The sequence below is a fragment of the Tabrizicola sp. genome (assembly GCF_041911175.1).
Lineage (GTDB): Bacteria > Pseudomonadota > Alphaproteobacteria > Rhodobacterales > Rhodobacteraceae > Tabrizicola.
In genome coordinates, this window is record NZ_JAYRPN010000086.1 from 1 (window position 1) to 20,677 (window position 20,677).

At 66.2% G+C, this 20,677-nt stretch carries 24 protein-coding genes; 14 read left to right on the top strand and 10 right to left on the bottom strand.

From position 1 onward, the window contains the following. Nucleotides 1–181: 181 nt before the first annotated feature. The 3 genes from mutS to ACE3P6_RS11995 all read right to left on the bottom strand — a co-directional run bounded on the left by mutS (nucleotide 182) and on the right by ACE3P6_RS11995 (nucleotide 5,550). On the bottom strand, nucleotides 182–2,800 hold the full coding sequence (gene mutS / locus ACE3P6_RS11985) for a DNA mismatch repair protein MutS (RefSeq protein WP_374395256.1): 2,619 nt from the start codon (nucleotides 2,798–2,800) through the stop codon (nucleotides 182–184). A 393-nt stretch (nucleotides 2,801–3,193) separates the two neighbouring features. Further along, a complete protein-coding gene (gene hslU / locus ACE3P6_RS11990; RefSeq protein ID WP_374395259.1) occupies nucleotides 3,194–4,492 on the bottom strand; it encodes an ATP-dependent protease ATPase subunit HslU in 1,299 nt (432 codons plus the stop codon). Next, nucleotides 4,489–5,550 carry a hypothetical protein gene (locus ACE3P6_RS11995; protein WP_374395262.1) on the bottom strand — a complete coding sequence of 354 codons (1,062 nt, stop codon included), beginning with the start codon at nucleotides 5,548–5,550 and terminating at the stop codon, nucleotides 4,489–4,491. The genes hslU and ACE3P6_RS11995 overlap by 4 nt, the downstream gene beginning before the upstream one ends. 208 nt (nucleotides 5,551–5,758) lie before the next feature. Here ACE3P6_RS11995 and ACE3P6_RS12000 point away from each other — a divergent pair, with 208 nt between their 5' ends. Next, nucleotides 5,759–6,049 (top strand): BrnA antitoxin family protein, encoded by a 291-nt coding sequence (locus tag ACE3P6_RS12000; protein ID WP_374395264.1) that lies wholly within the window; start codon nucleotides 5,759–5,761, stop codon nucleotides 6,047–6,049. On the opposite strand, the gene hslV is transcribed toward ACE3P6_RS12000, so the two are convergent. Next, a complete protein-coding gene (hslV, locus tag ACE3P6_RS12005) occupies nucleotides 6,040–6,603 on the bottom strand; it encodes an ATP-dependent protease subunit HslV (protein WP_374395267.1) in 564 nt (187 codons plus the stop codon). The two genes, ACE3P6_RS12000 and hslV, sit on opposite strands and share 10 nt — an antisense overlap. Before the next feature lie 98 nt (nucleotides 6,604–6,701). Further along, nucleotides 6,702–6,971, bottom strand: coding sequence for a 30S ribosomal protein S15 (gene rpsO, locus ACE3P6_RS12010; protein ID WP_374395270.1), 270 nt, complete (start codon nucleotides 6,969–6,971; stop codon nucleotides 6,702–6,704). 281 nt (nucleotides 6,972–7,252) lie between these two features. Between rpsO and ACE3P6_RS12015 the strand changes: the two genes are divergently transcribed. Further along, entirely contained in the window at nucleotides 7,253–8,254 is a 1,002-nt protein-coding gene (locus tag ACE3P6_RS12015) for a calcium-binding protein (protein ID WP_374395273.1), read from the top strand. Between the two features lie 3 nt (nucleotides 8,255–8,257). Here the strand turns inward: ACE3P6_RS12015 and ACE3P6_RS12020 are convergent, their stop codons facing one another. After that, on the bottom strand, nucleotides 8,258–8,758 hold the full coding sequence (locus tag ACE3P6_RS12020; RefSeq protein ID WP_374395276.1) for a DUF1643 domain-containing protein: 501 nt from the start codon (nucleotides 8,756–8,758) through the stop codon (nucleotides 8,258–8,260). A 191-nt stretch (nucleotides 8,759–8,949) separates the two neighbouring features. Between ACE3P6_RS12020 and ACE3P6_RS12025 the strand changes: the two genes are divergently transcribed. From ACE3P6_RS12025 to ACE3P6_RS12045, 5 genes are all read left to right on the top strand, one after another. Further along, entirely contained in the window at nucleotides 8,950–9,474 is a 525-nt protein-coding gene (locus ACE3P6_RS12025) for a DUF1269 domain-containing protein (RefSeq protein ID WP_374395278.1), read from the top strand. Nucleotides 9,475–9,522: 48 nt separating this feature from the next. Next, on the top strand, nucleotides 9,523–10,290 hold the full coding sequence (gene mtgA / locus ACE3P6_RS12030) for a monofunctional biosynthetic peptidoglycan transglycosylase (RefSeq protein ID WP_374395280.1): 768 nt from the start codon (nucleotides 9,523–9,525) through the stop codon (nucleotides 10,288–10,290). A 68-nt stretch (nucleotides 10,291–10,358) separates the two neighbouring features. After that, the gene (locus ACE3P6_RS12035; RefSeq protein WP_374395388.1) at nucleotides 10,359–11,036 is read left to right on the top strand and encodes a glutathione S-transferase family protein; all 678 of its coding nucleotides are present in this window, start codon (nucleotides 10,359–10,361) and stop codon (nucleotides 11,034–11,036) included. A gap of 89 nt (nucleotides 11,037–11,125) precedes the next feature. Beyond that, the gene (gene queG / locus ACE3P6_RS12040; protein ID WP_374395283.1) at nucleotides 11,126–12,169 is read left to right on the top strand and encodes a tRNA epoxyqueuosine(34) reductase QueG; all 1,044 of its coding nucleotides are present in this window, start codon (nucleotides 11,126–11,128) and stop codon (nucleotides 12,167–12,169) included. Continuing rightward, nucleotides 12,157–12,921 carry an SDR family NAD(P)-dependent oxidoreductase gene (locus ACE3P6_RS12045; protein ID WP_374395286.1) on the top strand — a complete coding sequence of 255 codons (765 nt, stop codon included), beginning with the start codon at nucleotides 12,157–12,159 and terminating at the stop codon, nucleotides 12,919–12,921. Before queG ends, ACE3P6_RS12045 begins: the two co-directional genes overlap by 13 nt. Here ACE3P6_RS12045 and ACE3P6_RS12050 read toward each other — a convergent pair. Both ACE3P6_RS12050 and ACE3P6_RS12055 read right to left on the bottom strand, forming a co-directional pair. Beyond that, complete coding sequence (locus ACE3P6_RS12050; RefSeq protein WP_374395289.1) at nucleotides 12,918–13,685, bottom strand: SDR family oxidoreductase; 768 nt, start codon at nucleotides 13,683–13,685, stop codon at nucleotides 12,918–12,920. The two genes, ACE3P6_RS12045 and ACE3P6_RS12050, sit on opposite strands and share 4 nt — an antisense overlap. A 3-nt stretch (nucleotides 13,686–13,688) precedes the next feature. Further along, on the bottom strand, nucleotides 13,689–14,981 hold the full coding sequence (locus tag ACE3P6_RS12055; protein WP_374395292.1) for an L-fuconate dehydratase: 1,293 nt from the start codon (nucleotides 14,979–14,981) through the stop codon (nucleotides 13,689–13,691). 152 nt (nucleotides 14,982–15,133) lie between these two features. Here ACE3P6_RS12055 and ACE3P6_RS12060 point away from each other — a divergent pair, with 152 nt between their 5' ends. Then, complete coding sequence (locus ACE3P6_RS12060) at nucleotides 15,134–15,301, top strand: hypothetical protein (RefSeq protein WP_374370862.1); 168 nt, start codon at nucleotides 15,134–15,136, stop codon at nucleotides 15,299–15,301. A gap of 68 nt (nucleotides 15,302–15,369) precedes the next feature. Here ACE3P6_RS12060 and ACE3P6_RS12065 read toward each other — a convergent pair whose 3' ends face one another. Then, complete coding sequence (locus tag ACE3P6_RS12065) at nucleotides 15,370–15,780, bottom strand: MarR family winged helix-turn-helix transcriptional regulator (RefSeq protein WP_374395294.1); 411 nt, start codon at nucleotides 15,778–15,780, stop codon at nucleotides 15,370–15,372. A 130-nt stretch (nucleotides 15,781–15,910) separates the two neighbouring features. On the opposite strand from ACE3P6_RS12065, the gene ACE3P6_RS12070 reads away from it, so the two are divergent. Further along, on the top strand, nucleotides 15,911–16,339 hold the full coding sequence (locus ACE3P6_RS12070) for an organic hydroperoxide resistance protein (protein ID WP_374395296.1): 429 nt from the start codon (nucleotides 15,911–15,913) through the stop codon (nucleotides 16,337–16,339). A 57-nt stretch (nucleotides 16,340–16,396) separates the two neighbouring features. Here the strand turns inward: ACE3P6_RS12070 and ACE3P6_RS12075 are convergent, their stop codons facing one another. After that, complete coding sequence (locus tag ACE3P6_RS12075; RefSeq protein WP_374395298.1) at nucleotides 16,397–17,263, bottom strand: branched-chain amino acid aminotransferase; 867 nt, start codon at nucleotides 17,261–17,263, stop codon at nucleotides 16,397–16,399. Nucleotides 17,264–17,404: 141 nt separating this feature from the next. Between ACE3P6_RS12075 and ACE3P6_RS12080 the strand changes: the two genes are divergently transcribed. The 5 genes from ACE3P6_RS12080 to ACE3P6_RS12100 all read left to right on the top strand — a co-directional run bounded on the left by ACE3P6_RS12080 (nucleotide 17,405) and on the right by ACE3P6_RS12100 (nucleotide 20,672). Further along, nucleotides 17,405–17,899: a MarR family winged helix-turn-helix transcriptional regulator gene (locus ACE3P6_RS12080; protein WP_374370869.1), complete on the top strand. Its 495-nt coding sequence runs from the start codon at nucleotides 17,405–17,407 to the stop codon at nucleotides 17,897–17,899. After that, nucleotides 17,896–18,594 (top strand): response regulator, encoded by a 699-nt coding sequence (locus tag ACE3P6_RS12085; protein ID WP_374395390.1) that lies wholly within the window; start codon nucleotides 17,896–17,898, stop codon nucleotides 18,592–18,594. The genes ACE3P6_RS12080 and ACE3P6_RS12085 overlap by 4 nt, the downstream gene beginning before the upstream one ends. 67 nt (nucleotides 18,595–18,661) lie before the next feature. Continuing rightward, entirely contained in the window at nucleotides 18,662–19,570 is a 909-nt protein-coding gene (locus tag ACE3P6_RS12090; RefSeq protein WP_374395300.1) for a histone deacetylase family protein, read from the top strand. Further along, entirely contained in the window at nucleotides 19,567–19,806 is a 240-nt protein-coding gene (locus ACE3P6_RS12095) for an exodeoxyribonuclease VII small subunit (RefSeq protein ID WP_374395303.1), read from the top strand. Before ACE3P6_RS12090 ends, ACE3P6_RS12095 begins: the two co-directional genes overlap by 4 nt. Continuing rightward, nucleotides 19,803–20,672, top strand: a complete 870-nt coding sequence (locus ACE3P6_RS12100) for a polyprenyl synthetase family protein (RefSeq protein WP_374395306.1) — start codon at nucleotides 19,803–19,805, stop codon at nucleotides 20,670–20,672. Before ACE3P6_RS12095 ends, ACE3P6_RS12100 begins: the two co-directional genes overlap by 4 nt. The last annotated feature ends 5 nt before the right edge of the window (nucleotides 20,673–20,677 follow it).

Consider the following 20,677-nt stretch of genomic DNA (forward strand, 5'->3'; position numbering starts at 1 on the left):
ACTGTTCAGGTTTGACAATGGTCGGCAGACGAGCCCCAAGCTACGCGACGGGCTCAAACGCCCAAGGGTGGGTCGGGGTCTCGTCTGCCTCCTTCATCTTCCCACAGATCAAAGAGACAAGGGTGGGTGCCAACCCACCTTCCTTCGCGGCTATCGGGACGAATGGTGGGTTTCACCCACCCTACATTAACCCCTTGATTTCATAGATCAATCGCAGGGCTTCCATCGGCGTCAACTCGTCGGGGTGGACCTGTTTCAACCGCTCCTCCACCGCTGACGCCTTCAGCTTCTGCGGCGGGGGTGGCGGAGGCGCAGCACGAAACAGCGGCAGGTCGTCGATCAGCGTGGCCTGCTTGCCGCCGTCACGGTCGCCCTGTTCCAGCGCATCCAGCACCACCTTGGCCCGTTCGATCACGCTGGCCGGAAGCCCCGCCAGCCGGGCGACCTGCACGCCGTAGCTGCGATCCGCCGCGCCTTCGCGGACTTCGTGCAGGAAGATCACCTCGCCTTCCCATTCTTTCACCGTAACAGTGGCGTTCTTCACCCCCGGCAGTTTCCCCGCAAGAGCCGTCATCTCGTGGTAATGCGTGGCGAAGAGGGCGCGGGAGCGGTTGATCTCGTGCAGATGTTCCAGCGTGGCCCAGGCGATCGACAGGCCGTCATAGGTCGCGGTGCCCCGCCCGATCTCGTCCAGGATCACCAGGGCGCGGTCATCGGCCTGGTTCAGGATGGCGGCGGTTTCCACCATCTCGACCATGAAGGTCGACCGGCCCCGGGCGAGGTCGTCCGAGGCCCCGACCCGGCTGAAAAGCTGGGAGACAAGGCCGATGCGGGCGCTGGTGGCGGGGACATGGCTGCCTGTCTGGGCGAGAAGGGCGATCAGCGCGTTCTGGCGCAGGAAGGTGGATTTCCCCGCCATGTTCGGGCCGGTCAGAAGCCAGATCGCGGGGGTGCCGCCGTCAGTCAGCGCGCAGTCGTTCGCGACGAAGGGATGCCCGTCACGGCGGAGCGCGCGTTCGACAACGGGGTGCCGCCCACCGCTGATCTGGAAGGCGTGACTGTCATCGACCAGCGGGGCGCACCAGTTTTCTTCGGCGGAAAGGTCAGCGAAGGCTGCGGCAAGGTCGATCTCGGCCAGTGCGCGGGCGGCAAGGGCGATGGGGGCGGAGACGTCGAGAATTCGGGCTTTCAGGCCGGAATAGTGACGCTTTTCGATTTCGAGCGCGTGGTTGGCGGAGTTGAGAATCCGGGTTTCCAGGTCGGAGAGGGGTAGCGTGGTGAAGCGCACCTGCCCGGCGGTGGTCTGGCGGTGGATGAAGGTCTGCGGCATGGCCCGCATCCGGTCTTCATGGGTCGAGGTGGTCTCGATGAAATAGCCCAGCACGTTGTTGTGCTTGATCTTCAGGCTGGGGATACCGGTCTGCTGTATATACTCCGCCTGCATCCGGGCGATGATGCTGCGGCCTTCGTCGCGCAGGGCGCGGGTGTCGTCGAGTTCGGGGTCATAGCCGGGCGCGATATAGCCGCCGTCGCGGGCGAGAAGCGGGGGTTCGGCGACAAGGGCTTCGGTCAGGAGGGTGACGAGGTCGGTGTGGCCGGTGAGGGCTTGTGCGGCTTCGGCCAGCAGGGGCGGGGCGTCGGTCAGGAGGGTGGCGATCTGGCCGGCCTGCTCCAGCCCGGCGCGGATGGCGGTCATGTCGCGGGGGCCGTCGCGGTCGAGGGCCAGGCGGGACAGGGCGCGGTCGATGTCGGGGACATGGGCCAGGGCTTCGCGCAGGCGGTCACGGAGCGAGGGGGTTTCGAGGAGATGGTCGAGCGCGGCCTGGCGAGCGTGGATGGTGTGGAGGTCGAGCGAGGGCGAGGAGAGGCGGCGTTCAAGGAGGCGCGCGCCGCCGGCGGTGGTGGTGCGGTCGATGGCGGCGAGGAGGGAGCCGTCGCGACCCCCGGACAGGGACTGGGTGAGTTCGAGGTTCCGGCGGGTTGCGGCGTCGATCTGCATCGTGCCGCCCGAAGATTCCCTTACCGGCGGGCGGAGGAGCGGCATCCGGCCGCGCTGGGTGAGGTGGAGGTAGTCGACCAGCGCGCCCATCGCCGAGACTTCGGCGCGGTCGAAGGTGCCGAAGGCGTCGAGGGAGGCGACGTGGAAGAGGTCGCAGAGGCGGCGCTCGGCATTGGTGGAATCGAAGCTGCCGCGGGAGAGGGGGGTGATCGCGACGCCAGGATCAAGGGCGGCGGTGATTTCCCGTTCGCGGGCTTCGGAGAGGAGAAGCTCGCGCGGGGCGATGCGGGCGAGGTCGGGGGAGAGACGGGTGAGGGAGGAGGGCATCACCCGGAACTCGCCGGTGGAGATGTCGGCCCAGGCAAGCGCGGCCTGGTCGCGGACCTCGGAGTAGGCGGCAAGGAAATTGTGGCGGCGGGCTTCGAGGAGGGAATCCTCGGTCAGCGTGCCGGGGGTGACGAGGCGGACGACGTCGCGTTTGACGACGGATTTGGAGCCGCGTTTCTTGGCTTCGGTTGGGTCTTCCAGCTGCTCGGCGATGGCGACGCGGAAGCCCTTGCGGATCAGGGTGAGGAGGTAGCCTTCGGCGGCATGGACCGGGACGCCGCACATGGCGATGGGCTCGCCCTGGTGTTGCCCTCGCTTGGTCAGGGCGATGTCGAGGGCGGCGGCGGCGGCAACGGCATCATCGAAGAACATCTCGTAGAAGTCGCCCATCCGGTAGAACAGAAGGGCGCCGGGGTTCTGGGCCTTGATCGCCAGATACTGCGCCATCATCGGCGTGACGGTGTCTTCGGTCATCGGTCCCCCTTCGGTGGCGGGAGAGTATCGGGTTGCGGGGGGCCGGGAAAGGGGGTGTCCACGGTGGACAGATTTTCGAGCCATTTGTTTTCAATGAGTTATTTGTGGGCGTTTACCGGGCATTAGGAATCTGGTTTGGCGGGCCCCCACCCCCGGCCCCTCCCTACGGAGGGGGAGGGGAGGTGCCTGGCGGTGATGGTGCGCTTCTTCTCCGCCGGTAGGCGCGGTTTCCGCGTTGGATGCCTCCGGCGGGGATATTTGCGCCAGTATGAAAGCGTGGTGCCGAGACAGGCGATAGCTGCCGCCGACGGGGATATTTCCGGCAAGGATGAAAGGATGTCGCGGTGCCGGGAGCCGCGTTTGGGTAAGCGGGGAGTCGGGGTGAACCCCGACCTACAGGACGTAGCGGGAGATGTCCGCCGAGCGGGCCAGGGCGCCGAGGTTGGTTTCGACGAATGCGGCGTCGACGGTGACCTTCTGGCCCGAGCGGTCGGGGGCGTGGAAGCTGAGTTCCTCGAAGACGCGTTCCATCACGGTGTAGAGGCGGCGGGCGCCGATGTTTTCCACGCTGCGGTTCACCTCTGCTGCAATGCGGGCCAGGGCGGCGATGCCGTCGGGGGTGAAGGTGACGGTCACTTCCTCGGTCGCCATCAGGGCGGTGTATTGCCGGGTCAGCGCGTTGTCGGTGTCGGTGAGGATGCTGACGAAGTCTTCCTCGGTCAGCGGCGCGAGTTCGACGCGGATGGGGAGGCGGCCTTGCAGTTCGGGCAGCAAGTCCGAAGGCTTGGCAATATGGAAGGCGCCGGAGGCGATGAAGAGGATATGGTCGGTCTTCACCGGGCCGTGCTTGGTGGAGACGGTTGTGCCCTCGATCAGCGGCAGCAGGTCGCGTTGGACGCCTTCGCGGGAGACATCGGCGCCGCGCGCGTCGGAACGGGCGCAGATCTTGTCGATCTCGTCGAGGAAGACGATGCCGTTTTCCTGCACGGCCTCCAGGGCCGCAGTGCGGACGGCTTCGTCGTCGAGGAGCTTGTCGGCTTCCTGCCCGATCAGCACTTCATAGCTTTGCGCGACGGTCATCCGCTTGCGGCTGGCCCGCCCGCCGAAGGCTTTGAACAGGTCCTGAAGCCCCTGCATCTGGGTCTCCATTCCTGGCATTCCGAAGCCGAGCGGCATGGCGGGGGCGGCATCCGTGACCTCGATCTCGATCATCGTGTCGTCCAGCTCGCCGCGTTTCAGCTTGCCCCGGAACATCTCGCGGGTCTGCTCGCGGGCGTCCTTGCCGGCCAGCGCCTCGACCACCCGGTCCTCGGCGGCGCGGTGGGCGCGGGATTTCACCTCTTCCCGCATCTGGGCGCGGGTGTCGTTCATCGCGACATCGACAAGATCGCGCACGATGGAATCCACGTCGCGACCGACATAGCCGACTTCGGTGAATTTGGTGGCTTCCACCTTGAGGAAGGGAGCTTTCGCGAGCTTGGCGAGGCGGCGGCTGATCTCGGTCTTGCCGACGCCGGTGGGGCCGATCATCAGGATGTTCTTCGGATAGACCTCGTCGCGCAGGTCGTCGTCCAGCCGCTTGCGGCGCCAGCGGTTGCGCAAGGCCACAGCGACGGCGCGCTTGGCTTCCTTCTGGCCGATGATGAAACGGTCAAGTTCCGAGACGATCTCGCGGGGGGTCAGGTTGGTCATTCGGTGGATCCATAGGGCGGCAGGCGGGACTTGCCGGGGAAATCGGGAAGCATCTGCATGACCTTCGCGCGAAGCTGCACCCACCAGGTGCCGATGGCGGTGATGAAGGCGCCAAGGGTGAGGAGGACGAAGATCCAGCTGGTCCCGCCGCCCGCGCCCATCGCCCAGGCGATGACGAGCGCAATGTACGCGATGGCGGCGGTGAGGAAGCTGCGGCGGTCGATCACCAGGGCAAGGATTGTGATCAGCACCAGCGCGACGGCGAGGAAGAGGATGCCGCCGCCGTTCAGCAGGGTCACGGCGACGGTGTTGACCAGCGCGGGGGCGGCGAGGAGGTGGCACCAGAAGGCGGTGGCGGAATGGCGGCCCAGGCGATGCGGGTCGCGGGTGTCGAACCACATGCCGGTGAGGAATGCGCCGATGCCGAACAGGAGAGTGGCGGTGGCGAAGGCGGGGCTTTCGCCGAGGTCGAAGAGCGAGCGATAGCCGTGGAGGCCGGTGAAGAGCCCGGCGAGGTTCGCGGCGGAGGCGGTGAAGGCGTAGATCGCGCCGAGGGTGAAGCCGCCGGTCAGGAAAGCCGCGAAGGGCAGGCGGAAGCGGCGATACCAGGCGACCATCGCCAGCGCGGAAAGGGCGAAGCCCGCGATGGCGATCATCCGCTCCTCGACCCCGGCCTGGGCGAGAAGCGTGAAGGCGAAGATCACGATGCCGATGCCGAAGGCGGTGGCGAGCACCATCGAAGGCAGGGTCATTCGGCGCTTGAGGGTGAAATAGCCCGCCCACCACCAGGCGATGCCTGCAGTGGCGAGGGGGACGAGGGTGAGCAGAGCGAAGCCACCGAACGCGGCGAGCAGGCCGGTGACGCCGGTCAAGAGGATGATGAGGCCGATCGAGATGAATATCTCGGAGAAACCACGGAAGAACTCGAACGGCTCATCCTCGGACGGAAGGGTGGCGCGTTGGCCGGAGCGGTCGTTGGCCAGCGCGAGGAGCGAGGCGGCCTGCGCCTCGGACAGGATGCCGGCGGCGACGGCGGCGCGAAGGTCTTCGGGAGTCATGCGGGACGGGCCTCGGCGGGAAACTGTCTTTGCAGAGATAGGGGGTTTGTCGGGGCAAACCAAGTCGGGTAAATTCCGCGCCACGGGCAGTATATACGGAAAAAGGTTCGATATATACAGGATGTATATATAGGAATTTTCCGTAAGATGCTGAAATACAACGATAACACCACAGCAAGAATGCTGGGCGCTTGAGAGGGAAAAGTACATGGTTGACGATGTTCCGAAGCGGTTGAGCATCGCGGAGAAGCGTGCGCTGGCCAGTCCGCTGGTGCTGAACCCCACCGAACGGGTCAAGGAACTGCCGGTCGAGGCTCTGTCAACCGGGGACTGGACCGAGGCGGTGGCGCCTGAACAATCGCGGAAGAAGCTGATCTCTCTGCGGGTGGACCCCGAGGTGCTGGACTTCTTCAAGGCGCAGGGGCCGGGATACCAGACGCGGATGAACGCGGTGCTGATGGCCTATATGCAGGTGAAGAAGGAAATGGGTCAGGCCTGAGCCTTGATCCGCTCCACCGTCAGGTTGCCGTTGGTGTAGACGCAGATGTCGGCGGCGATGGCCATTGCCTTCCGCGCGATGTCCTCGGCGTTCAGGTCGGTCTGCATCAGCCCGCGGGCGGCGGCGAGGGCGAAGTTGCCGCCCGAACCGATGGCGGCCACGTCATGTTCGGGTTCCAGTACATCGCCTGCGCCGGTGATCACGTAAAGCGCGGTGCCGTCGGTGACGATCAGCATGGCTTCGAGGTTGCGCAGGTATTTGTCCATGCGCCAGTCCTTCGCCAGGTCGACGCAGGCGCGGGCCAGCTGGCCGGGGGCGGATTCCAGCTTCTTCTCCAACCGCTCGAGAAGGGTGAAGGCGTCGGCGGTCGATCCTGCGAAGCCGCAGACGACGTCATGGCCACCGGGCGAGAGGCGGCGGACCTTGCGGGCGGTGCCCTTGATCACGGTCTGGCCGAGGGAAACCTGGCCGTCGCCCGCGACCACGACCTCGCCGCCGCGACGGACCGCGAGGATGGTGGTGCCGTGCCAGCCGGGGAACTTGTCGTCAGCCATGATGCCCTCCAGTTTGGGTCTATATAGGCGTGGTCGTGGTGCAACGCAAAACGCCCGCGCCTTGCGGGCACGGGCGTTCGGTCAGGCTGTGGCCGGGCTTAGCGGCGCAGGCCGAGGCGGGTGATCAGCGTGGAATACCGCGCTTCGTCCGTCTTTTTCAGGTAGTCCAGCAGCTTGCGGCGCTGGGCGACGAGCATGAGAAGGCCACGACGCGAGTGGTTGTCGTTCTTGTGGCCCTTGAAGTGCTCGGTCAGGGTGGCGATGCGCGACGACAGGATCGCAACCTGGACTTCGGGCGAGCCGGTGTCGCCTTCCTTGGTCCCGTATTCCTTGATGAGCTTCGCCTTGGCTTCGACGGTGATCGACATCGGGGTCTCCTTTGGTTGAAGGGTCATGGCGCAAGCCGGGATGTCGTCCAGCAGGGCCCTTGGAGGCTCCGCCCGAAAGCGGATGCGGGCGTATAGGCGGATTCGGGGGGGATGGGAAGCGGATTCGTTGGGGAAACGGGTTGTTAACCCTGAGTCCAGATTCTCCGGCCAGATGGCGCGCCGCAGCTAGGGTGGCTGGGGGATTCATGATACGTTCTGTTGAGGTTCCTCTGCGTTACCAGATGGTTAACGATTTCGATCGGTGAAAGGGAGTTGCAGGTTTGCTTGCCATTCTTGGCCTGTTCGGCGTGATGATGGCGGGTCTTGCCGCCGATGCCCTGATTTCGGGGCATGGCGACGGGGCTGACGAGCCCGAGGATGAGGCGCCGGATGAGGATGCGTCACAGTCCGGCGGCGACCTGCTGGACGACCTGACCGGGGATCCGACGGTTCCGACATCGGATGACCTCGACGATCCGGTCGATCCGGCGGAAACGGTCGCCGGAAGCGTCGATGCGGATATCCTGGACGGCCACGGCGGCGGCGATGCGATCTACGGCGGCGACGGCGACGACCTTGTCGACGCGCGGGACGGCGATGACAGCATCGACGGGGGCGCCGGGAACGATGCGATCTGGGCGGGTGCGGGCGACGACAGCATCCTGGCCGGCGAGGGGAACGACAGCGTTCTCGGCGACCTTGGCAACGATGTGATCGAGGGCGGCGATGGCCGCGATTCCCTGGCGGGTTGTGACGGCGATGACAGCCTGTCCGGCGGTGCCGGGGCCGATACGCTTCTGGGCGGCCAGGGCGAGGATCGCCTGGACGGCGGCGAGGATGACGACTGGCTGTCCGGGGGCGATGGCAACGATCACCTGGTCGGCGGCGGCGGAAAGGATGTGCTGGATGGCGGTCGCGGCGACGACACGATCAGCGGTGTCGAGGATGAGGGCGGGCAGGAAGCGGATTTCGTCAACGGTGGTGACGGCAATGACCATCTTCTCCTCGGCGCGGGCGACTATGCGACGGGTGGCGGGGGCAATGACGCGTTCGTCCTGCAGGACTGGCTGAACGAGGCCTCGGTCACCCATATCACCGATTATGATCCGTCGGCGGATCGGCTGGTCATCGTCTATGACGAGAGCATTCATCCCCACCCTGTCCTGACCGTCGAACCGAACGAGGGCGGGACCGGCCAGTCGATCTACATCGACGGGGCGAAGATCGCCGTGGTCAACGGCGCCCCGGTCAGCGCGGGCGACGTCCGCCTGGTCGCGGCCTGACGGTTACCAGGGTTGCGGCTGCTGGTCATAGCCAATGTAAAGCGGGTGCTTGGGCTGGCCCTGTCCGGTCAGGCCAAGATGGAACAGGGGGGCAGCGCTCTGCCGCAGAAGGGCGGTCACCTGCGCGCCGCGGTCGAGATGCGCGCCGTGGTTGCCCCAGGCACACAGCACGCTGTCGGCCCAGGACAGGCTGCCCAGGATGGCGTCGTCATTGCCGGGACCGACCGGATCGGCGGCGGCCCGCATCACCCGGGGATCGGTCGCCCGGAAGGCGAAGATATTGGTGACGCGGAACGCGCCATAACCCAGGGCCCGCGCCCGCCGCTCGCAACGTTCGACGGTGGGGTCATTCTGCACCTCGGTCGCGGTCGAGGGGTTGAGCATCACGAACAGCGCCCTCGGACCCGCGCCCCAGGTCCGGGTCAGGAGATAGCGATACCGCTCGCAATCGGAATAGACCGCCTCGGACGCGGCATCGCCCTTGGTGAAGCCTCGCGTGATCATCCCTGCCGCCCCGGCACTGTTTCGACCCGCCCGGTGATAGGCCCTGAACCCCGCCAGTGCAAAGCGATTTGCCGCCGACCCTTGCCGCCGCAAGACCGGGGCCGCGCCGGAATCGGCGATTCCGCTTGTTGGCAAAATGCAGTCCCGCCTAGATTGCCCGCCAGACCCACCCCGCGACGGAGCCTCGTGACGTGTCCGACCTGATCCTTCTCGTCTACCGCAGCCAGAGCGCCGCATTCGTCGCCGGTGAGGCGCTGGCCGTGCTGCAGCAGGAGGCCGGAACCGAACCGGAAGATATTGTCGTGGTCACGCGCGATCCGACTGGCCGGGTCTCGGTGAACCAGTCGACCGACCTGGCGACCGGCCTGCCCCTGGGCGGTGGACGCTGGGGAACGATGATCGGCATGCTGTTCCTTGACCGGCGGAAACCGGTGCCGGGCAGCAAGGGCCTGGCCGCGCAATTTGTCGAGGCGGGTCTGGACCGGACGTTCGTGCATTCCGCCAGTCAGTCGCTGGAGGCAGGCTTCGCCGTGGTCGGACTGCGCGTGCGGCTTCTGGGTGGCAAGGCCGTGCTGGACCGCGTCCGATCCTTGAAGGGCGAGCCGAAGATCCTGAAGACGCGGCTGGACGCTGCGACGGAGGAGGCGCTTTACGACATGCAGGCGCAGATTCCCGAGGCGTTCCTGCGCCAGCATCCGGCCGATGACCTGATCTGAGCGTGGACGGGCTTGACGGCCCTCGCCATGCAGCCTTGATGTAGCAGGATGACCGGGAAGACAGCCGAGAAACCAGCCGAAAAGCCCGGCCCCGCCCCGCGCAAGCGCAAGGCGAAGGCGGAGGCACCGGCGCCGCTGCCCCGGTCGCGGTTTCGGCGCGCCCTGCGCTGGCTTGGCCGGGGGCTTGGCGCCGTTGCGGGTTTCTATCTGGTCCTCGTGCTGGTGTTCAGCATCGTGCCGCCACCGATCAACCTTTACCAGATGAGCGAGGCCTGGCGGCTGGGCGGGATCGACAAGGATTGGGTGTCCTGGGAGGAGATCGCGCCGGTGGCGGGGCGGTCGGCGGTGGCGGCGGAAGACGCGAACTTCTGCAACCACTGGGGCTTCGACATGACCGCGATCCGCGAGGCGATCGAGGCGGGCAGCAACCGCGGCGCCAGCACCATCAGCCAGCAGGTCGTGAAGAACGTGTTCCTCTGGCAAGGGCGCAGCTGGGTGCGCAAGGCGATGGAGGCGATGCTGACCCCGGTGGTGGAGCTGTTCTGGTCGAAGCAGCGGATCCTCGAGGTCTATCTGAACGTGGCCGAGTTCGACGATGGCGTGTTCGGCATCCAGGCGGCGGCGCAGCACTATTTCGACGTGGATGCGAAGGATCTGACGGCGTTGCAGGCGGCGCGGCTGGCGGCCGTCCTGCCCGATCCGAAGAACCGCAGCGCGTCGAAACCGTCCAGCTTCGTGAAAAGCCGGACCCGGCAGATCATTGCAGGCGCGGAGACCATTGCGGCGGACGGGCGTTCCGCCTGTTTTGAGGACTGACGCCGGCCGGGGATTGAATTCCCGCCCCCATCGCTGCAATGAGGGGGAAGACCGGAGGCCGCCGCCCGATGAACCGCCCCTCGAACCGCCTGTACCACGTCCCCCTTTCGCCGTTCTGCCGCAAGGTGCGGCTGACGCTGGCGGAGAAGAAGATCGAGGTGGAGCTGGTCGAGGAACGCTACTGGGACCCCTCACCCGATTTCCTGCGCCGCAATCCGGCGGGGAAGGTGCCGATCCTGAAGATGGGCAACCGGGTGATGAGCGAAAGCCAGGCGATCTGCGAGTTCATCGAGGACACCACGCCCGAGCCGCCGCTGATGCCGAAGGGGGCGGACGGGCGCTATGAGGTGCGCAGGCTTTGTGCCTGGTTCGACGACAAGTTCCACAACGAGGTGACGTCGAAGCTCTTGTACGAGCGGGTGAACAAGAAGGTCACCGGCCAGGGCTACCCGGATTCGAAGAACGTCAAGCTGGGCTCGACCCGGATCAAGTATCACCTCGACTATATGGCCTGGCTTCTGGACCAGCGGCGCTGGCTGGCGGGGGATGCGATGACGCTGGCCGATTTCACCGCGGCGGCGCATCTGAGCTGCCTGGACTATATCAGCGACGTGGACTGGAACCGGCATGCAGTGCTGAAGGACTGGTATGCGAAGATCAAGTCGCGGCCCTCGTTCCGGCCCCTGCTGGCGGATCAGGTCTCGGGCTTTCCGCCGGCGCCACATTATGCCGATCTGGATTTCTAGACCCGACCCACGGGGGCGCTGCCCCCCGCGTCCACGGTTTCTCGAACCGATGGCGCAACCGTGAACGCACCCGGGATACTTGGGCAAAGATGAAAGGGCTGACGAAAGAGCATCTGGTGGCGCGGGCCCTGGAGGAGGGGTTCGTGAAGGTGGGACTCTGTCGGCCCGATGCGGTGCCCGAGGCGGCGGGGCGGCTCCGGGCCTATCTTGAGGCGGGGCGGCACGGGCAGATGGGCTGGATGGCCGAGAGGGAGGCCTGGCGCGGGTCGGCGGCGGCGCTTTGGCCCGAGGCGCGGTCGGTGATCATGCTGGCCGAGGCCTATACGCCGGAGTGCGACCCGATGGCGGGGCTGGCGGTGCGGGACCGGGGGGTGATCTCGGTCTATGCGCAGGGCAAGGATTACCATGACATCGTCAAGCGGCGGCTGAAGCGGCTGGGGCGCTGGTTGGTGGATCGGACCGGGGCGGAGATCAAGGTCTTCGTCGATACCGCGCCGGTGATGGAGAAGCCGCTGGCGCAGGCGGCGGGGCTGGGGTGGCAGGGCAAGCACACCAACCTGCTGGCGCGCGATCTGGGCAGCTGGGTGTTCTTGGGGGCGATCTTCACCACGCTGGAATTCCTGCCGGATGCGCCGGAGGTCAGCCATTGCGGGAGCTGCAGGGCCTGTCTGGACATCTGCCCGACGCAGGCTTTTCCGGCGCCTTATCAACTGGATGCGCGGCGCTGCATTTCCTACCTGACCATCGAGCACAAGGGGCCCGTAGATACGGAGCTGCGGGCGCGAATGGGCAATCGTATATACGGCTGCGACGATTGCCTGGCGGTTTGCCCCTGGAACAAGTTCGCGGTGGCGGCGCGCGAGATCGGCTATCGCCCCAAGCACAGCTTGCCGGAGCTGGCGGAGCTGGCGATGCCGGACGATGCGGGGTTCCGTGAAAGATTCTCCGGGTCGCCGGTCAAGCGGATCGGGCGCGACAGGTTCGTGCGGAATGTGCTTTATGCTATCGGGAACTCGGGCCTGCCGCAGCTTGGCGCCGTGGCGGTCGGGTTGGTGGAGGATGCTGATCCGGCGGTTGCCGATGCGGCGCGCTGGGCTTTGGAACGGCTGAGGGGGAAAGCATGGACAGGCTGAAAGGCAAGACCGCGATCATTTCGGGTGGGGCCACGGGGATGGGTGCGGCCTCGGCCCGGCTGTTCGCGGCGGAAGGCGCGGCGGTGGGCGTGATCGACCGCAACGTCGAGGCCGGGGAGGCGCTGGTGGCCGAGCTGAAGGCCAAGGGGCACAAGGCGGTGTTCGCGAAGGCCAATGTCGCCGCGAAAGCCGAGGTGGAGGCGGCGGTTGCGGCGGTGAACGCCGCGCTGGGGCCGGTGAACGTGCTCTTCAACCACGCGGGCACCATCGTCATCAAGCCGTTCCTGGAGACCGAGGAGGCGGACTGGGACTTCCTGTTCGACGTCAACGTCAAGTCGATGTACCTGATGACGCGGGCGGTCTTGCCGCAGATGCTGGCGCATGGCGGCGGGTCAATCGTCTGCACTTCGTCGATTTCGGCGGTCTATGCCACGCCGAACGAGGTGCTGTATGACGCCACGAAGGGCGCAGTCCACATGTTCGCCCGGGCGATTGCGGTGGAATTCCGCGACCAGGGCATCCGCTGCAACGCCGTCTGCCCCGGTTTCATCCAGACCCCGCATGGCAATCGCGAGGTCGAGGGGCTGATGAAGCTGGGGGTCGATGTGTCTGACGCGGCGATTGCCGTGGCGCAGGGGCGGATGGGCAAGCCAGAGGACGTGGCGCGCGCGGCGCTCTACCTCGCCTCGGATGACGCCGAATTCGTCAACGGTGCGCAACTGTTCGTCGACAACGGGTTCTCGGCGGTCTAACCGGCGATGGCCCGGTCAAGATGGGTGTAGCCGCCATCGGGGAAGAGCCATTGCCCGGTGGTGTGCGAACTTCTTGACGACAAAAGGAAAACCACCGTATCGGCGATCTCGCGCGGGGTCGTCATCCTTTGGCCAAGCGGGATGTGGCGGGTGATTTCGGCCAGCCGCTCCTCGGGATTCGGGAAGGTTTTCAGCCAGTTGGCGTAAAGCGGCGTCATCACCTCGGCCGGGATCACCGCATTGACACGGACGCCGTCCTTCAGGAACGCAACGGCCCATTCGCGGGTCAGGCCAAGCTGGGCGGCCTTGGCGGCGACATAGGCCGACGTCGCGCCCTGCCCGGTCAGGGCGGTCTTCGAGGCGACATTGACGATGGAACCCGTGCTGGCGCGAAGATCGTCGGCGAGAAGGTGAACCAGCGTGTAGTAGTGCACAAGATTGCGGTCGAGGCTTTGGCGGAAGGCATCGGGCCCAGCTTCCAACCCAATGGAATCATTGGCCCCCGCATTGTTCACCAACCCGTCGATCCGGCCATGCCTTGCGCGGATTTCCGTGACGGCCCGGCGACACTGGTCGTCGTCGGCGAGATCGGCGAGCACCACATCGGCGCGGTTCACTCCGGCCAGCCAGGCGGGTTCCGGTGCGCGTCGGGCCAGGATCACCGGGATCGCACCTTCCTCGGCCAGCACTTCGCTGACGGCGGCGCCGATGCCAGAGCCGCCGCCGGTGACGATCACGACCTTGTCTTTCAGGCGCAGGTCCATTTCTCAGCCCCGGAAACGGTAGGTTTCAAGGCTTTCCGGTTTCATCTGGATGGAAAAGCCGGGGGCCGTGGGCGGCATGTAGGCGGCATTGCGGATCACGCAGGGGTCGAGGAAATGTTCGTGCAGGTGGTCGACAAATTCGATCACCCGGCCCTCGCGGGTGCCCGCGATGCAAAGGTAGTCGATCATCGACATGTGCTGGACATATTCGCACAGGCCGACGCCCCCGGCGTGGGGGCAGACCTTGAGGCCATACTTCGCGGCCATCAGCATGACGGCGAGAACTTCGTTGAGACCCCCCAGCCGGCAGGCGTCGATCTGCACCACGTCGATGGCGCCATCCATGATGAACTGCTTGAACAGGATCCGGTTCTGGCACATCTCGCCGGTCGCGACCTGGACCGGGGCGACGCCCTGACGGATCTTCTTGTGCCCGGCCACGTCGTCCGGGGAGGTGGGTTCCTCGATGAACCAGGGTTTCACGAAGGCCAGTTGCCGGACCCAGTCGATCGCCTGATCCACCTCCCAGACCTGGTTGGCGTCGATCATCAGGTTCACATCGGGGCCGACTTCATCGCGCGCGATGGTCAGGCGGCGCACATCATCCTGTAGATCGCGTCCGACCTTCATCTTGATATGGCGAAATCCGGCGTCTACGGCCTCGCGGCACAGGCGACGCAGCTTGTCGTCGTCATAGCCGAGCCAACCGGCAGAGGTGGTGTAGCAGGGGTAGCCTTCGGCCTTCAGGATCGCCAGCCGTTCGGCCTTGGTCGCGGCCTTTTCGGTCAGGAATTGCAGCGCCCAGTCGGGGGTGATGCAGTCGCTCAGGTAGCGAAAGTCGATGCAGCGGACCAGCTCGGCGGGTGTCATCTCACCCACCAGTTGCCAGACGGGCTTGCCTTCCAGCTTGGCCCAGAGGTCCCAGACCGCGTTGACCACGGCGCCGGTGGCGAGGTGAATCGCGCCCTTGTCCGGGCCGATCCAGCGCAATTGGCTGTCGCTGGTGACGTGCCGCCAGAAGCGGCCCATGTCCTCGACCACCCAGGCCATGTCGAGCCCGACCACCAGATGCCGCATCGCCTGGATGGCGGCCACCGCGATCTCGTTGCCGCGGCCGATGGTGAAGGTCAGGCCGTGGCCTTCCAGCGGGCCATCGGTTTCAAGGATGACATAGGCCGCGGAATAGTCCGGGTCGGGGTTCATCGCGTCCGACCCATCCAGATGCTGCGAGGTCGGGAAGCGGACGTCGACGGTGCGGAGGCCGGTGATCAGGATGGTTTTGCCTTGAAGCCGCATGATCCCCCCCGTGTTTGCCGACGAGACTAGTCGGGCAGGAACCGGAAGGGCAAGCCGTTCTCGGCGGGATCGTGCCGGAGTGGGGGTGGAACGGGGTTGGCGGAACGACGATTCGGGTGCAAGCTGACGAGAGAGCAGCCTGGGAGACTAGCATGAGCCGCCATCTTGCCGATCATCGCGCCCGGACGACCGGGGGGCGCGTCAAACATTTCCTGCGGCTGGCCCGCACCCCGAGGGAAACCTGGCAGCGGCCGAGGGGTTCGTCAGGGTCGACGCGGCTGGTCCAGTTCCTGCGGATCGAGCGGGGCCGCACTGCCTGATTGTCCACGGTGGACAGTTTTTCCAGGCAAGCGATATCAATGGCTTGCTTGCGGACGTTAGGGATTTGTCAACCTTTTGCGGGCTTCAACCTGTCGCGCAGTGCGGCCAGAATATCGCGCAGGTCGGCGAGTTCGGATTGCTGGAGCCCGGTCTTTTCCGCAAAGGCGCGCGGCACCCCGGCTGCGCGGGTCGCGAGATCGCGCCCGGCGTCGGTGAGCGACAGGCGGACCTGACGCTCGTCCCGGCTGTCACGGCTGCGGCGGATCCATCCTGCGGTTTCCATCCGCTTGAGAAGCGGCGTCAAAGTGTTCGAATCCAGCCGAACCTCGGCACCCAGCTGGCCGACCGTCCGTCCGTCGCGGGCATTCAAAGAAGAGAGCACCAGATACTGCGGATAGGTCAGGCCCAGGGGCTGCAATAGCGGAACATAGGCCGCATGCATCGCATGGGAGGCGGAGTGCAGCGCGAAGCAGAGCATGTCGGGCGGAGTGAGGGTCATCCGGGCAGTTTATATCGTGTGCGATGGAAATTCAAGCGGGTTGACGGCGACCCGATTCTGCGGCAAATAAATCGTCCACGATTTAATCGTTTACGATAAGGAGAGTGTCATGACAGTGGATGCGAAGTACTGGACCGAGGCCAAGGCGACGGGTGGCGGACGCAACGGCGTGTCGGGCCTGGTGAACGGCCAGCTGACGATCACCCATGCCAGCCCGAAGGAGCTGGGCGGTTCCGGCCTGGGGCACAACCCGGAAGAGCTGTTCGCGACGGGCTATTCGGCCTGCTACCTGGGCGCGATGCGCTTTGCGGCGCAGTCCGAGAAGCTGGGCACGGTGCCGGACAGCGCGACGGTGAACGCCCATGTCGGCATCGGGCCGCGGTCGGACGGCGGCTTCGGGCTGAAGGTGAAGCTTGTGGTGACGATGCCGGGGGTTGACCGGGCGGTGGCGGAGAAGATCGCCGAGCGCGGCCATTTCATCTGCCCGTATTCGAACGCGACCAAGGGCAATATCGAAGTCACGACCGAAATCGCCTGAGCGGCGGGCTGCGCAAACGGGCGGCGGGGGGCGCCTGCCAGCCCCCCACCGGCTGACTCAAGCCCGGACCAGCTTTTCGTACTCGGTTGCCACCCGCTTGGTCAGGTCGCCAACCTCGAAGGTGTAATCCCCGATCTGGCCCACCGGGGTGACTTCGGCGGCGGTGCCGGTCAGCCAGCATTGTTCGAAATCCGCCAGCTCCTCGGGCTTGATGTAGCGTTCGTGGACCTTGATCTGCATGTCTTTCAGCATCCCGATCACGGTCTGACGGGTGATGCCGTTCAGGATGCAGTCGGGGTTCGGGGTGTGGACCTCGCCGTCCTTGACGAAGAAGATGTTTGCCCCGGTCGCCTCGGCCACATAGCCACGGAAATCGTAGAAGAGGGCGTCGGAGCAACCCTTGGCCATCGCGGCGTGCTTGGACATGGTGCAGATCATGTAGAGTCCGGCGGCCTTGGCGGCGGTGGGGATGGTTTCCGGCGAGGGCCGCTTCCACTTGGCGATGTCGAGCTTGGCGCCCTTCATCTTGGCGTCGCCGTAATAGGCGCCCCAGCTCCAGCAGGCCACGGCCAGGCGGACCGGGTTGCCAAGCGAGGCGACCCCCATCTCGTCGCCCGCGCCCCGGAAGGCCACGGCGCGGATGTAGGCGTCGGTCAGGCCGTTGGCTTTCAGCACGGCTTCCTTGGCGGCGTCGATTTCCTCGGCGGTGTAGGGGATCGGCATGTCGAGCAGGCGGCCGGATTCGAGCAGGCGCAGCGAATGTTCGTGGCCCTTGAAGATCTTGCCGTTGTAGCAGCGCTCGCCCTCGAAGACCGAGGAGGCGTAGTGCAGGGCATGGGTCAGGATGTGGACGTTCGCGGAACGCCATTCCACCAGCTTGCCATCCATCCAGATGAACCCGTCGCGATCGTCATACCCAGACATTCCAGCCTCCATCTTTGCGAAAGTTGCGCCAGATAAGTCCGCATCGGACAGATTCTTGCGCGAAATCGGGGGAGAGTTACGGGTTCGTACTTGGAAAGTCAACAAGGCTGACGTAAATTCATCGCGACAAGGGAGGCGCGGATGGCCGAGACACCGGGCGGGGAAAGCCTGCTGTTCCTGACGGACGAGCAGTTGCGCAAGGGGATCGAGGCGATGTTCTTCGCCTATCGCGGCTTCACGGCCGACCCGGACCGGATCCTGGAGGGGAAGGATTATGGGCGCGCGCATCACCGGGCGATCCATTTCATCCATCGCAGTCCGGGGACGACGGTGTCGAATTTGCTGTCGATCCTGGGTGTTACAAAGCAGTCGTTGAATCGTGTGTTGCGGACGCTGATCGAGGATGGCCTTGTGCGGAGCGAAAAGGGCAAGGTGGATGCGCGGGAGCGGCATCTGCATCTGACGGACAAGGGACAGATGCTGGAGCGGGAATTGTCGGACGCGCAGCGGGCGCGGATGCGGGCGGCCTATCGCGCGGCGGGGCCTGCGGCGGTTGCCGGGTTCCGGCAGGTGCTGGAGGCGATGATGGACCCGGAAATGCGGCGTCAGTACAGCCGGTTGAAGGAGGGCGGCTGATGGTCCCGGATGCTCACCTATTGATCGTGGATGATGACGAGCGCATCCGGGGGCTGTTGCAGAAGTTCCTGGTTCGGAACGGGTTCCTGGTTTCGGTCGCGCGCGATGCAGCGCAGGCGCGGCGGATTCTCGGCGGGCTGGAGTTCGACCTGATCGTCATGGACGTGATGATGCCGGGCGAGGACGGGGTGACGCTGACACGCGAGTTGCGCAAGCGGATGGGGACGCCGATCCTGCTCTTGACGGCGCGGGGCGAGGCGGCGAACCGGATCGAGGGGCTGGAGGCGGGGGCGGATGACTATCTGGTCAAGCCGTGCGAGCCGAAGGAGCTTTTGCTGCGGATCAACGCGATCCTGCGGCGGGTGCCTGCAGTGCGGGCGGCAGAGCCGGTGCGGCAGGTGATCCATCTGGGCGCGGTGCGGTACGACCTGGACCGGGGCGAGATGTGGCGCGGCGAGGCTCCGGTGCGGCTGACGGCGACCGAGGCGCTGCTGATGCGGGTGTTTGCGGCGGCTCCCGGCGTGGCGATCAGCCGGGAGAAGCTGGTGAGCGAGGCGGGCGGCGAGGAGGCGGCGCAGGAGCGGGCGGTCGACGTGCAGATCACCCGGCTGCGGCGGAAGATCGAGGACGACCCGAAGGCGCCGCGCTACCTGCAGACGGTGCGGGGCGAGGGCTATATGCTGCAGCCGGATTGAGGTTGGCTGGCCGCCGGGGGCCAGCCCCCGGACCCCCGGAGTATTTTCGCCAAGAGGAAGCTCAAAGGTGCTGGTTTTCACGCATGAGGCGTTTCGCGGGCATGTGACGCCCCCCGGCCATCCCGAGCGGGTGGAGCGCTTGGCGGCGGTCGAGCGGGGGTTGGCCGGTCTGCCGGTCGAACGGCGGGAGTGTCCTTTCGGCGAGGAGGCGGAGGTGTTGCGCTGCCATCCGGCGGGATATCTGGCGCGGGTGAAGTCTGCTGTTCCGTCCGAGGGCTGGGCGCAGCTGGATGGGGATACGTTTCTCTCGCCGGGGTCGTATGAAGCAGCGATGCGGGCGGTGGGCGGGATTTGCGCGGCGGTGGATGCGGTGGTTAGCGGGGAGGCCAGGACGGCCTTCGTGGCGGGGCGACCGCCGGGGCATCATGCGGAGCGGGAAACCGCGATGGGGTTCTGCCTGTTCGGGACGGTCGCCATCGGGGCGAAGCGGGCGCTGGATCATCATGGGTTGCAGCGCGTCGCCATCGTGGATTTCGACGTGCATCACGGCAACGGCACGCAGGATTTGCTGTGGGACGAGGGGCGGTGTCTGTATGTCTCCAGCCACCAGATGCCGCTGTATCCGGGGACCGGGCGGGTGGAGGAGCGGGGGGCGCAGGGGCAGATCGTGAACCTGCCGCTACGGGGCGGATCGGGTGGCCGGGCGATGCGGGAGGTGTACGAAGGCTCGGTGTTTCCGGCTTTGACGGAGTGGGAACCTGAGTTGCTGCTCATTTCAGCCGGGTTCGATGCGCATGCGGATGATCCGCTGGCGGGGCTGGAATGGCAGGCGGAGGATTTTCGCTGGCTGACCGACAGGCTTTGCGATTTTGCCGGGGGGCGGGTGGTCTCGACGCTTGAGGGGGGTTATGATCTGGAGGCGCTGGCGGCCTCGGTCGCGGCGCATGTTTCAGTGCTGGAGGAGCGGGGCCGATGAGCGAGAAAGCGGTGGAGACGATGAGCTTCGAGGAGGCGATGGCCGCTTTGGAGCAGGTGGTGGGCGCGCTGGAACGGGGCGAGGTGCCGCTGGAGCAGTCGATTGCCCTGTATGAGCGCGGGGCCCTGCTGAAGAAGCACTGTGCCGACAAGCTGAAGGATGCCGAGGAAAAAGTGGAACTGATCCGGGCGCAGGAGGGGCGCGCGGTGGGGACGGCTCCGGCGGAGGGGATGTGAGCTTTTCTGAGCGGCTGGCGGCGGATGCGGGGCTGTGCGAGGCCCGGTTGCTGGCCGCTTTGGAGGGGCGGGCCGACCAGCCGGTGACGCAGGCGATGCGCTATGCCCTGCGCGGGGGCAAGCGGCTGCGCGGGTTCCTGGTGCTGGAAGGGGCCCGGATGCTGGGGGTTTCCGAAGCGCAGGCGGTGAGTGCGGCGGCGGCGGTCGAGGCTTTGCACGCCTATTCGCTGGTTCATGACGACCTGCCCTGCATGGACGACGACGACCTGCGGCGGGGGCAGCCGACGGTGCATCGGAAATGGGATGAGGCGACGGCGGTGCTGGCTGGGGATGCCTTGCAGACGCTGGCGTTCGAGTTGCTGACCGATCCGGCTTTGGGCTCGGCGGAGGTGCGGATCGGGCTGGTTTCGGGTCTGGCCCGCGCCTCGGGCATCGACGGGATGGTGCTGGGGCAGGCGCTGGACATCGCGGCGGAGACGGCGGGGCGACCGTTGACACTGGAGGAGATCACCGCGCTGCAGGCGGGCAAGACCGGCGCGCTGATCGGCTTTGCGGCGGAGGCGGGGGCGGTGATTGCCGGGGCGGACCGGACGCCGTTGCGGCGATTTGCTGCCGCGCTGGGCCTTGCCTTCCAGATCGCCGACGACATCCTGGATGTGACGGGCGACGAGTCCCGGACCGGCAAGCGTGTGGGCAAGGATGCCGGGGCGGGCAAGGCCACCTTCGTCTCGCTGCTGGGGCTGGAGGGAGCCAGGGCGCGGGCGGCGGCCTTGGTGGCAGAGGCCGAGGCGGCGCTTTCCGGGTATGGAAAGGGTGCCTCCAACTTGATTGCGGCGGCGCGCTTCGTTATCGCGCGGGACACGTGAGGACC